Genomic DNA, 12,122 nt, shown 5'->3' with positions numbered 1-12,122 from the left:
GGGCCGGATCAGGAGAGCTGATCCGGCCGGCCCCGGCCCCGGGTGCTCCATCGGTGTCGTCAGCTGCTGTAGACGCCGACTTCGTGGAGGGAGTAGCCCCAGTTGGTGCCGCGCTCCAGCCCGTGGATGCGTACGTAGCGGGCTGTCGTTCCGGTGAACTGTGCCGTGTCCAGGCCGCCGTCGCCGGCGGTCGTGGACCATACGGACTGCCAGTTCGTGCCGTCGGTGGAGACCTCGATGCGGTACGCCTTCCCGTAGGCGCGCTCCCAGTTGAGGGTGACGCGCTTGATCAGGCTCGGTGCCCCGAGGTCGATCCGGAGCCACTGGTCGTTGCTCCAGTCGCTTGCCCAGCGGGTGTCCGCGTTGCCGTCCACGGCCCTGTCGGGGGCGTAACTCGTGAACAGGCTCCACTCCGACGAACTGGCCGAGGTGGACGAGCCTGCGGCAAGGTTCACCCCGGCCTTGTGGTTCTCGGACGCCTTCCAGGTGTCGAGGTAGGACTCGGCGCCGCGGAAGAGGTCGTCCACGACACCCTTGCCGCCGACGATCCGTATGTCCTCCAGCCAGTCCGGGACCAGACCGTAGTGCGCGGCGCCGTCGGTGTTGATGTCCCAGGTGCGCTCGCCGGTGGTCTGCTTGTCGATGACGGCGCTTCCGTCGGCGCTGCGGAAGGGGTACCGCACTGGGTTCGAAGTGTCCGCACCGCGGGGCCCCGGCCAGCCGCCGACACCGTTCATGTCGGTGCCGTAGCCGTAGCCGACGTGGTACTTGTCGCGCAGCGCTTTCGTCCGGTTCGCCTCTGCGGTGAACCCCTCGGCGCCGTGCATGTACTGGGCGATGAAGCCGCCGAGACCGTAGACCCGCTCGGTCCAGTTGAGGTCCATCCAGCTGTGCGAGGAGATCACGCCGGGGTACGACTCGGACTCGAAGATGTCCAGGGCCCGGCCCGCGGCCTTGACGCTCATATGGTCGATCTCCAGCATCATCTTGCGTTTCATCATGCCGCGCGCGGCGTACTCACCGAGCTCGGTGAGACCGCGGGTGTTGCACTGTGCGTCCGCGGCGTACGACGGGACCTTCACACCCTGCGGAAGTTCCTTCTCCGCCCCGGGCGCCGACGCGATGCCGATGGGGTTGTCGCGCTGCGGACCTCTGCACTTCTCCGTCTTCCAGAAGGTGCCGGTCGACAGGAACTGGCCGACGTTGATCGCCGTGCCGAGGGTGCCCTCGTCGAAACGGACCCCGCACAGGGCGTTGTCGAATTTGTGACACAGGAACATGCTGCGTACGCCCAGCTTGTGCAGCTCGTCCAGACCGCGGTCGATGTCGTCCTTGCCGCACTGCGCGATGTCCAGTATCTGCTTGCATCCGAACGGCTCTGAGGTCTCGACCCCCAGAACGACGGCCAGCTTGCCCTGCTGGATGACCTGGCGGGCCTGCGCGGTGTCGGTGACGATCCTGAACCAGCCCTTGCCCGGGCCGCCGTACATCTTGTCGATGTAGGCCTGCATGTCGTACGTCTTCTGCGCCTGCAGGCGGATGGAGGTCATCTCGTCGCAGCTGCGGTCCTTGAAGAAGTAGACCGAGCAGATCACGCCGTTGGTGACGAGGTCGTTGACGAGCACTCGCTGACCGCCGCGCCAGGCCCGCTCGATCCAGGCGTAGTAGTTCTGCTGGTGGGTCAACGAGTCATGGGCCGGCCAGTCCTTGAACGTCGGCCATCCGTTGGGGTCGTGCTTGCCGTCGCCACCCTTGGTGATGAAGTCGAAGATCGCGAGCGAGCCGTCGGGGTAGTGCTCGGGGCAGTCCTTGAGTGCGTCCGCGACCCCCAGTTCGGAGAACGGTTTGCCGCAGATGAGCCGGCCGCCGAAGGCCTCGTTGGACATCAGGTGGTTGTGTGCGTCGACGAAGCCCCGTACCTGCCCCTGGGAGTCGGTCCCTTTGAAGGGCTCGCCCGTGACATTGATCTGGGAGTCGGGCGCGGGCCGCGCGGCCGGGGTCCACCAGCCGGACTCGGCCGAGGAACTGGGCGCTGTGCCGAGGACCATGGCCACCACGGTGAGGAGCAGCGACAGAACCGCGATGGGCCTGCGTTTGCGGTGCGAGTGTCGAGTCATGGGCATCACTCATGCCTTCGGTAAGCGGATGGTGGGGGGTGAGGAGCCGATGCCGTCCGGGGTCACGTCCGTCCCTGGGGTGGGTTGTCATGGCCCGCGTAAGCGGTGCGACGAGAATCGCGACTATCACACTCGGAGTCAATAGTCCGGGACGGCCGACCTGATGGCTCCGCCGATCCGCCGAACTCGTCGGGTGGGCAGGGGCGATGGCGGTCGAGCAGGCCTTCAGGACCAACCGCGACCGTGGGCGACGGCCTCTCTCCCGCAACACATCTCGTGGATGGCCGTCGCCGATCGGTCCCGTGGACCGATGCACAGTGCTGCTCCGAGACCGTCAAGAAGCGCGGCCCCCACGGGCGCCCGGCTACACCCCCGTCGGCGGCCGGCGCGCAGCGTATGTTCCCGCGCCCGCCGCCAGCAGCATCACGCAGCCCGTGAAAATCAGCCCGGCTTGGCGCAGCCCGAGCCATGTGGCCATGGCGCCGACACCGACCACCGGCACCGAGATCCCGGTGTAGGCGACGACGAAGAACGCCGAAATGGTGCCGCCTCGTTGCTGTGCCGGGGCCGCGCCGCTGACCAGGGTGAGTGCCGCGCGAAAGGCCAGTCCCTGGCCGGTGCCGCCGCTCAGGGCGCCCAGGACGAGCAGGAGCATGGATTCGGCGATCAGTGATGACGCCACGAACAACAGGCCCACAACGAGGATGCCGCACCCCACGGGGAGCGCGAGGCGCGCGCCGATCCGTTGTGTCAGGGACTGCCCGACGGTCGAACCGAGGAACACGGAGAACACCACCGCGCCCGAAACGGCCAGGTTGTGCACACCCAGCGTCTGCGAGGCAAAGCTCGGCGCGACTGCCGTGAACAGCCCGAGAAGCGCGAAGCCCGCGAACGCCGCCAGCGCGGCGGGCGCGAACACACCCTTCACCTCCGGCGGCACGGTGACTCCCTGCGGCTTCAGCGGCGGCCATCGCTTCGGCTCCGCCACGGTCTCCGGCAGGAACCAGGTGATCCCACTGGCCACAGCCACCAGCCCGAGGTGGACCAAGAACGGCAACGTCAGCGGCCAGGGCGTGTACTGCGCGAGGAGGCCGGAGAACAGTGGCCCGCAGCCCAGACCACCCATGTTCGCCGCGGTGGCGGCGAACCCGGCACGCGCCTTCTGTCCAGGACCGGCCAACTCGATGACGGCCGCTGTCGCCGCGCCGCTCAGCAGGCCGGCCGCGCAGCCGGACAGCAGCCGCCCCGCGAAGAGCAGAGGCAGACCGCTCTGCAGGAGGAAGCATCCAGCGCTCGCGGCCGACAAAGCCATGGCGCACAGGAGGACAGGTCTGCGGCCGACCTCGTCGGAGTAGTTTCCCGCCACCAGCAGCACGGTGATGACCGCGACGGCGTACACGGCGAAGACAACGGTCACCATCAGCTCGGAGAAGCCGATCTGTTCCTGGTAGAGCCCGTACAACGGTGTCGGCAGGGTGGTCCCGGCCATCCCGATGGCGAACACCGCTGCCGCAGCCGGATAGCCCGGTCGCCAACCACCGCTTGCGTTCACCGCGCCCTCGCGAACCATCACGCACGTCACCCTACGAGCGCCCCCTCGCTGTCGCCGCTCGGCACGAGGCGCGCTGCCCCGAACGTGAACCGGCGCAGGCCTCACCCGGCGCGGAACCGTTTGTTGTGCAGAGGTGACCGAGGGACTTGGCAATCGGGGAGATCCCGCCGGCGACGGTGCGGGCTGCACGGGCGGCGATCGGCCTCCTCTGCGGGAAGGGGGTATTGGAGGGCTGACTTCCCGTCAGTACGATGCGCCGTAGTTGATCACTCAGCGTGTGGTTTCGGCCATGGTCCGTGAACGCCAGCCTGAGTGCTCGCGCGCCGACAACTGAGAGGGAATCAAGAGTGACTCACGCACTGGCAGTTCCGCCGACGTACGCTCCCATCCCGTCCGCCGTGCACCCGAACCACGCAGCCATCGATGCACGGACGGCAGCCTGGGCCGACACATTCGATATCGGATCACAGGAGTGGCGCAGCCGCCTCGTCACACAGGACATCGGCGTGTTCGCCGCTCGAATCCTTCCTGAGGGGCAGGAAGAGGTCGTCTCGCTTCTCTCCGACTTCGTCATTTGGCTCTTCGGCGTGGACGACGGCTACTGCGAGGAAGGCGATCTTGGCGACAAACCGGGCGAGTTGGCGGCGGCGCTGCACCGTCTGCTGCGCATTGCGCAGAACCCCGAGTCGCCCATGCTCACGGACGACCCCCTCGCCGAGGGGCTGCGCGATCTGACACTGCGGGTGTCCCGTTGCGGAACGGCCCTGCAGGCCGGGCGGTGGGTGGACACCCTGCGCGAGTACTTCTTCGCCGTGGTGTGGGAGGCGGAGCACCGCGCCGCGAGCCGGGTTCCCGGTCTGAACGACTACACCTTGATGCGCCTCTACGACGGCGCGACCTCCGTGGTGCAGCCGTTTTTGGAGATGGGGCACGGATTTGAACTCCAGCCCCATGAACGGGACAGCAAAGCGGTGCGGGCCGCCTCCGAGATGACCTCGTTCATCACCACGTGGGACAACGACATCTACTCACACCACAAGGAAAGCCGCGGGACGGGCTACTACCTGAACGTCATCCGGGTGCTGGAGCACGAGTACGCGCTGACACCGGACGAGGCGCTGACCAAGGCGATAGCCCAGCGCGACCGCGTGATGTGTCTCTTCCTCAGCCTGCGTGCGAAATTGGATGACGAGGGCAGCCCGCAGGTACGGAAGTATCTGCGCGGCCTCTCCTCTTTCATCCGGGCGACCCAGGACTGGAGCATCAGTTCCCTGCGCTACACCACGCCCGACGACCCGGCCGCCCTTCCCTCGTCGTTCACCGACAGTCCGACCGACGACAGCACCGACCCGCTGGACATCCCCTCGATCTCATGGTGGTGGGATCTGGTGCCCGTCTCCCGAACGGCGCCACTGGACCAGTCCAGGGTTCCGTCCGCAGCGAGCCGGTACACCCCTGGTCCCGCCTGATCCCGCTTCGGGACACCGCGGAGGCATGACCGAGAGCTTCGGGGTTGTGCCTCCATCCGTGACCGTGAATCGGGGGTGTCGCCGGTTGTGGGCGTCCAGCCGAATGCCTGGCTGTGCCTGACGCCTAGGCAGAATCCCTGCGGGAGGAGTCCTCTGTGTCGCGTTCGCCGCGGTCGTCCTCCACAACGACCGGAAACATCGAATTCCTTCGCCGACACCCCCTGCTCGGAGGGCACTTACGCGAAGGGGCGTCCGGATCCGAGATGGTTCCGGACGCCCCGGATCGAGCAGTTCCGTAGCGCCTTACAGGTCGCGGCGGAGGCGCAAGCATTCTTCCGCAGATACGGAAACGTCGGCCATGGGGCCGATCACCGAGACGTGTCTCGAGCACGCCGGGTAACGGTCATCGGAATGCTGTCGGCATGGGCCACGGCTGAGGCCACTTCCTTGGGCGTGTGTCCGGGAACCGGGGTGAACTGCCACTGGGAGAGCAGTGTCGCGAGGGCGATGGTTGCCTCGGTCCAGGCGTACTGATCGCCGATGCATTTGTGGTTGCCCGCGCCGAAGGGGGTGAACGCTCCGCGGGGAATGTTGTCCCGGTTCTCGGGCAGCCACCGGTCGGGGTTGAAGGTGCCGGCGTCGTCGAAGACGTTGGGATCGCGGTGGATGGCGTACAGGCTGAATGCGACCTCCGTGCCTGCCGGGAGGGTGACACCGCCGAGCTCCACCTCCGTCGTGGTTCGGCGCATCAGGAGCGTGACGCCGTGGAGGCGCACAGCTTCGTCCAGTGCGCGGCGTATCCCCATGAGCTTCGGTATGTCCTGGATGGTGACCTGACGGTCTCCGACGACTTCGTGGATCTCCGCGACGATCTTCTTCTCGACGTCGGGGTGGGAGGCCAGTTCATGGAAGGTCCAGGCGAGACTGGCCGCGGTGGTCTCCGCACCGGCGAAGAGGATCGTGCTGAGCTCGTCCCGGACTTCGGTGTCGGACAGGGCCTTCTCTTTGAGGAGGAGGGACAGCAGGTCGTTACGGTCGGAGGTGCCTTCGCGGCGTGCTGCGGCGATCACGTCGTCGATGACGCTCTTCAGGCTGGCTGCGGCGGCGTCGAACTCCCGGTTGGCCCTGATGGGTAGCCGGTCCAAGGCCTTGGGGGACATGGCGCGTTTGAGGAGGTTCGCCAGTACGACAGGGAGGTTGTCGCGTACGGCCTTCACTGCCGGGCGTCCGATGTCGGTCGAGAACAGGGTCTCGGCCAGCGTCTCGATGCTGTACTCGGCCATCGCCAGTTCCAGGTCCACCGTCTGGCCCGGTTGCCAGGCGTCGGCGAGAGCGCACGCATTCCGGCTCATGATGTCGGAGTAGCCGGCGATCCGTTCCTTGGTGAACATGGGTTGCAGCAGTCGCCGGTTCCTGTGGTGCACTTCGCCGCTGGCGGTGGCGATGCCGTTGCCGACCAGGGGTTTCAGCTGGTCGAAGAAGCGGCCCTTCTCGAACCTGCGCGCCTGTCTGACCAGCACTTCCTGTGCCAGGTCGGCAGAGGTGACGAAGTAGACAGGCAACGTGCCCAGGTTGACCCGCACGACGTCACCGTGCTGGCGCAGCGATGACAAAAAGGTGAAGGGATCGCGTACGAGCTGGAGGACGTGGCCGAGGAGCGGAACGGCTCCAGGGGCACGCGGCACAGACGGGGAACTGGCCGATTGCAACCCAAGTGACACTTATTCAGTCCTTTGCTCGGTATGGTGCGCCGACCTGTCGGCCTCGAGGCTGAGGTGTACTGCCGTGGTCCGGCAGTCGCGATTGTCCGGCGTCTCTGGGGGAGGCATGAGGCCTGTGGGTCTGGGGGGAGTAACAAGGGTTATGGCTGTATGCGGCGCGGGCTCTCGCCGTTGCCTCAGTGAGCTCGATCGGGCGCACAGTCCGCTGAGGCCTGTGGTGCGACGGGGAATTGGCACGGACCTCGAGGCTTCGTTCGCGCTTGCGATTGGCATGATGCCAGTAGAGGAGCGCAGGGTGTAGGCACAGGCGGGCAGCACGGCCTTCGACGCGGCTGACGCAGCTGTCCCCGCGGCTTCACCATGTCGCCACCGGGTCGGCAGCAACGCAGCTGGCGACCCCAACTGGGCGCCCCCACAGGCATGTTTCATGCCAGACCCGTAGCAGAGAGCTGAGCGGACCATGGATATGCTGCGCTGCGCTCCTGCTCCGTCCTCAGCCCCGAGGAGACCCTCGTTCCGTGTTCAGCGCTCCCGTTCTTGTGGTGTGCCCCCTGCGCTTCTCGCTGACCATTGGTGTGCTCGCCTGCCGGCCATCAGCCGGCAGCGCCCGCGATGTGATCAGGGATGGCGGCGGCGAACTCCCGGATGTGGCCGAGGCCGACGAGCCGGGCAGTCTGCGCTCCTTACGTCATTGCTGCTTCCCGGAGGCCTTGTGACCACCTCGTATCCAGAATCAAACGGTTTCTCGGCCGCGTCCGCGCCGCCTCCCGGCTGCCCCGCCCACGGCCTCGGGTCGACGGGCCCGCAGCGGTTGTACGGGCCGGAGGCGGGAGACGCTCCCCGTGCCCTGTACGCCAAGCTCCGCGAAGCGCACGGTCCGGTGGCACCGGTCCTGCTGCCGGGAGACGTACCAGCCTGGCTCGTCCTCGGGCACCGGGAGAATCTGGACGTGATGCGCACTCCGTCGCTGTTCTCCTGCGACTCCCGCATATGGAACGTCCAGCTGACGGCGGACTCACCTCTGCTGCCCCTCACGGCCTGGCAACGCCTGATCGTCTTCGCGGACGGTGAGGAGCATGCCCGGCTCCGCAGCGCGGTCACCGACAGTCTCGACGAGTTGAACCGTCACGGCATCCGCCGGCACGTCGTCCGCTACACCCATCAGCTGATCGACGGCTTCGCCCCTACGGGACGGGTCGACCTGGTTGCCGACTTCGCAGAGCAGCTGTCGAGCCTGGTCCTGGCCCGCCAGTTCGGTATCCGGGAGCAGGACGCCCTCATCCTGGGCACAGCGGTCCGGGACATGGTGAAGGGCACCCCATCCGCGCTGCAGAGCAACCAGTTCGTCGTCACCGTCATGACGGACCTTGTGAAGCGGAAGAAAGACAAGCCCGGCAAGGACTTCGCCAGCTCTCTGCTGCATCACCAGTCGCAGCTCACCGATGACGAAGTGACCGAGCATCTGCGGCAGGCAATCGTCGCCGCACACGAGAACACCACCAACCTGATCGGCAACACCCTCCGGGTCGTGCTGACCGACCGGCGGTTCCGCTCGAATCTTTCCGGCGGGTCGATGACACTGCCGGATGCCCTCGAGCAGGTGATGTGGGACGCCCCGCCGCTCGCGGTGGTGCCCAACCGGTGGGCGACCGGCGACACCCTCCTCGGAGGCCAGCAGATCAGGAAGGGTGACATGGTGATGCTGGGCTTGGCTGCAGGGAACGTGGACCCCGAGATCCGGCCCGACCTCACCACCCCCGTGCACGGCAACCGTTCGCACCTCGCTTTCAGCGGCGGGCCCCATGAATGCCCTGGGCAGGACATCGGCCGCGCAATCTCCGACACCGGCATCGACACCCTGCTCGCACGCGTCCCCGACCTCGAACTCGCCGTTGCCGAGCCCGAGCTGACGGAGACGGCGTCACTGGTATCCAGCCGCCTCGACAGCCTTCCGGCAACCTTCAAACCTCAGCGGCCGCATACCAGCGACGAGAGGACCGCCGGCACCGGCACGGCTGCATCACAGGCACAGCCGCTCCCCGCCGCCACGCTGCCCGCGGCCGCAGGCGAGCCCGCCACCAGCGGTCCGCGCAGGCCGTGGTGGAGGAGGTTCCTCAAGGGCCGCGCGCGCTGACAGCACGGAACACCGAAGGGGCCCGGACCTTATGTCCGGGCCCCTTCGTGCGGATGAGCACCGCGCTTCATCAGTGGCTGCGATGCATGCGCTTCGGGTCCCTCAGCCGGCCGAGGCCAAGGCCGCTCGAGCGCCCCCGCGCTGCCGCCGCCCGGCACAAGGCGGCGCGCTGCCTCGAACATGAGCCGGCGCAGGCGTCACCCGGCGCGGAACCGTTTGTTGTGCAGAGGTGACCGAGGGACTTGGCAATCGTCACTCCCAGAGTTTGTAAGTCATTTCCCGCTGCGCCGGCGGTGGCTTGCTGTCGGTGTAGATGAGTCGCAGCCGGGTGAAATGCTGTAGCTCAGGATGCTTCCGCCAGGTCTCTGGGCGGTCGAACCTCACGGTGACAGGGTAGGAGTGGAACTTGCCTGCCGCGCAGTAGGGCTGACAGTCATTCACCACGTCGAGTCCGCTGCCCGCAGCGGACGTCGGTCCCCAATGGGACCATCGGAGTTTGATGAGGCGGTTGTTGCCATCCCCGCAGGCGAGCAAGAAGTCGCCGGGGCGTATCTGTGAATGCGAGAAACAGTCGACGGCCACAACCTGAGCGGGCGAGGGTGCCCTTGCGGAAGCGGATGCCGGTACTACCGCTGCTGCGAGCGCTGTGGCAGCACACAGCATGACCGTTGTCTTGAGCTTGTGTCTCTGCATGTCGGCTCCCAGCTGCCTCTTTTCGAGCCTACGCGGCCCTCCGTGTACACCTGACTCCCCGCGCGCTGCGATCTGCCCGTCAGGAGCAGTCGTCGGTGGTGATGACGCCCCTTTCTTCCAACGGTTGTTCCTGAATCGACGCTACGACCGTGCCCAGGGATGCACCACCCGTACAGGCGCTCACCATGCGAAGCAGGAAATGTCAATTTCCCTTCGGTGGATCACGATGCGTCTGCCGAACCCAATGCCGGAGGGGGCCGCAGAGCTGCGAAATTCTGCGTGCGGCACCGATGAGGGTCATGTCGACCTGCCCGGGGCGTCACCAGAGCTTGTCGATCTCTCCTGGATGCAGCTCGATGCGGCAGTGGCGGAACGACGCCCGGGCCTGCCTGCCCTCGGCCGAGAAGAAGTCGGCCATCGTGACCTTGTCGAAGCCGGGCTGGTCGCTCGGGAAGGGAACCTGCCGTGTTGCTCCGATGAGCACTGTCCCAGGAAGAAGGTTCCAGCCCGCGCTCTCATAGAACGCCTGGAGCGGGCGGTCGCAGGTGAAAAACCCCAGGTCCAGACCCTGGGTGAGCATCGTCTCCCGGGCCGCCGCAACCAGGCGGCGGCCATGTCCGCGACCACGAGCCTCCCGGCGCGTCACCACTGTGCTCAGCCCACCAGCGGCATAGCGCCGACCCGTATGGGCGATCTCCTTGGACAGGATGTCCAGCGCGGCCAGCACCGTGCCCTCGTCCATGAGCAGCATCGACCACGGCCGCAGTACAGGATCGTGGGTCGGCGCATCGGCAGGGGTGAGCGAGACGCGCGTGGACGGCCACGCCTGCTCCTGGATCTCCCGCACCTGCACGCGGAGCTCGGACGGAGTGGCTTCTTCGGGGAAGGACAGGATCTGCACGGGCTGATTCTGCTCACACACCACACGAGCGCAACCGACTTTCCCGGCGGTGAGACCGGCTGGACCGACGGCGGTGGCGGTCGCCGGAAGGCCCGCACCCCTTTCAAGATCCCTCACGCGGGACCTGCGTCACCGACCTCCTTGGACAGAGCTTCTAGGTCTTACGATCCTGGAGCTGATGGCGCCGCTTGCCACTGAGGTCGCCGTTCTGGAGGTCCGGCCGGCTGCCCGACCGCGTCGGTGGCGTGGGGGAGGCTGCCCTGGAACCGGTGGTCACCTTGTCGGGGTTGAGCACGTCCTTGCCGTACAGATCCTGCAGCCAGTTAGTCTGGTAGATGGTGTCGAGGTAGCGTTCGCCGAGGTCCGGGGCGATGGCCACTGCGGTGAGTTCGCGCGCGTCGTGCCGGGCCAGCCAGCCCATGGCGCCGCTGACCACCGTGCCGGTGGATCCGCCGAACAGGAAGCCCGCTCTGGCCAGACGATGGCAGGCACGGATGGTGTCCGCCTCCTCGACGCGTATTACCTCGTCCACGTAGGACTCGTCGAGCAGTGGTGGACGGATGCTCATGCCCAGGCCGGGAATCATCCGGCGTCCCGGGGTACCGCCGAAGGCCACCGAGCCGACGCTGTCCAGTGCGACGACATGCACCGGACGGTGCCACTCCCGGAAGTAGCGTGCACAGCCCATCAGGGTCCCGGTGGTGCCGGCCCCGACGAACAGCACGTCCAGGTGCGGGAACTGGCGGGCGATCTCCGGCGCTGTCTTGCGGTAGTGCGCCTTCCAGTTGCTCGGGTTGGTGTACTGGCTGAGCCATACGTAACGGTCGTCGGAGGCGCACAGCGCGCGGACGTACTCGATCCGCGCGCCGAGGAAGCCGCCGTTGGCCTCCTGTCCGGCGATGATGTGCACCTGGCTGCCCAGGGCCTCCATCATCATCCTGGTCGACAGGTTGCAGCGGGAGTCCGTCACGCACAGGAACCGGTAGCCCTTGCTCGCCGCGATCATGCTCAGCGCCACGCCGAGATTTCCGGACGAGGACTCGACCAGGATCGAATTCGGCGTCAGGACTCCGTCCCGCTCGGCGGTCTCCACCATTTCGGTCGCGGCTTTCAGCTTGATCGAGCCGGCGAAGTTGAAGCCCTCACACTTCAGGAAGAGCGACTGCCCGAAGATCGACCGAAGGTCGACATAGAGCTCCTCTTCGTTGAAGGCGTAGGGAACGGATATGACGGGCACGATGGTCTCCTCATCTGCAGCAGAGCACTTTCGGAACGTCCATCCGACCGTGGGGCGGGCTTCTCGGTCTTGCGGGCGGGAGCCTGTGTCCAACCGAGCCGGACGGGGGCCCTGCGTCAGCGGCCGCGGTCTCGTGCGCCCTGACGTGCGGCGACTTGACCGGTGATCTCTCCTGGGATTAGTCCTGCATATGCCTCCTGGGCTCTCGGCCGGCTCATCCGTATCGGCTCAGTTCGTGGAAGAAGTCGTCGATGATCTGCAGTTCTCCGGAGCGGACCGCCTCGTCGTAGACGTACTT

General features: G+C 66.8%; 8 protein-coding genes. 3 read left to right on the top strand and 5 right to left on the bottom strand.

Annotation, left to right across the window (positions count from 1 at the left end):
* Positions 1 to 59: 59 nt before the first annotated feature.
* Both ACFWDI_RS40155 and ACFWDI_RS40150 read right to left on the bottom strand, forming a co-directional pair.
* Positions 60 to 2,117 carry a discoidin domain-containing protein gene (locus ACFWDI_RS40155; protein WP_385311964.1) on the bottom strand — a complete coding sequence of 686 codons (2,058 nt, stop codon included), beginning with the start codon at positions 2,115 to 2,117 and terminating at the stop codon, positions 60 to 62.
* 364 nt (positions 2,118 to 2,481) lie between these two features.
* A complete protein-coding gene (locus tag ACFWDI_RS40150; RefSeq protein WP_385311966.1) occupies positions 2,482 to 3,687 on the bottom strand; it encodes an MFS transporter in 1,206 nt (401 codons plus the stop codon).
* 329 nt (positions 3,688 to 4,016) lie between these two features.
* On the opposite strand from ACFWDI_RS40150, the gene ACFWDI_RS40145 reads away from it, so the two are divergent.
* Positions 4,017 to 5,138, top strand: coding sequence for a selina-4(15),7(11)-diene synthase (locus ACFWDI_RS40145; protein WP_385311962.1), 1,122 nt, complete (start codon positions 4,017 to 4,019; stop codon positions 5,136 to 5,138).
* 368 nt (positions 5,139 to 5,506) lie between these two features.
* On the opposite strand, the gene ACFWDI_RS40140 is transcribed toward ACFWDI_RS40145, so the two are convergent.
* Positions 5,507 to 6,823 carry a cytochrome P450 gene (locus tag ACFWDI_RS40140; protein ID WP_385311960.1) on the bottom strand — a complete coding sequence of 439 codons (1,317 nt, stop codon included), beginning with the start codon at positions 6,821 to 6,823 and terminating at the stop codon, positions 5,507 to 5,509.
* 554 nt (positions 6,824 to 7,377) lie between these two features.
* Here ACFWDI_RS40140 and ACFWDI_RS40135 point away from each other — a divergent pair.
* Positions 7,378 to 7,575, top strand: a complete 198-nt coding sequence (locus ACFWDI_RS40135) for a hypothetical protein (RefSeq protein WP_385311958.1) — start codon at positions 7,378 to 7,380, stop codon at positions 7,573 to 7,575.
* Positions 7,572 to 8,993: a cytochrome P450 gene (locus ACFWDI_RS40130; RefSeq protein ID WP_385311956.1), complete on the top strand. Its 1,422-nt coding sequence runs from the start codon at positions 7,572 to 7,574 to the stop codon at positions 8,991 to 8,993. Before ACFWDI_RS40135 ends, ACFWDI_RS40130 begins: the two co-directional genes overlap by 4 nt.
* Positions 8,994 to 10,005: 1,012 nt before the next feature.
* Here ACFWDI_RS40130 and ACFWDI_RS40125 read toward each other — a convergent pair.
* Complete coding sequence (locus tag ACFWDI_RS40125) at positions 10,006 to 10,587, bottom strand: GNAT family N-acetyltransferase (protein WP_385311954.1); 582 nt, start codon at positions 10,585 to 10,587, stop codon at positions 10,006 to 10,008.
* Between the two features lie 154 nt (positions 10,588 to 10,741).
* Positions 10,742 to 11,824 (bottom strand): 2,3-diaminopropionate biosynthesis protein SbnA, encoded by a 1,083-nt coding sequence (gene sbnA, locus ACFWDI_RS40120; protein ID WP_385311952.1) that lies wholly within the window; start codon positions 11,822 to 11,824, stop codon positions 10,742 to 10,744.
* Positions 11,825 to 12,122: the final 298 nt, after the last annotated feature.

Origin of the sequence: Streptomyces sp. NPDC060064 (genome assembly GCF_042736455.1) — a bacterium.
In the GTDB taxonomy this organism is placed as follows: domain Bacteria; phylum Actinomycetota; class Actinomycetes; order Streptomycetales; family Streptomycetaceae; genus Streptomyces.
The sequence above is the reverse complement of the archived record's forward strand: the minus strand, read 5'-3'. Positions and strand labels throughout refer to the sequence as shown.

Coding starts and splice junctions, on each gene's coding strand:
- ACFWDI_RS40155 (WP_385311964.1), bottom strand. CDS start 2,117: ATGACTCGACACTCGCACCGCAAACGCAGGCCCATCGCGGTTCTGTCG.
- ACFWDI_RS40150 (WP_385311966.1), bottom strand. CDS start 3,687: ATGGTTCGCGAGGGCGCGGTGAACGCAAGCGGTGGTTGGCGACCGGGC.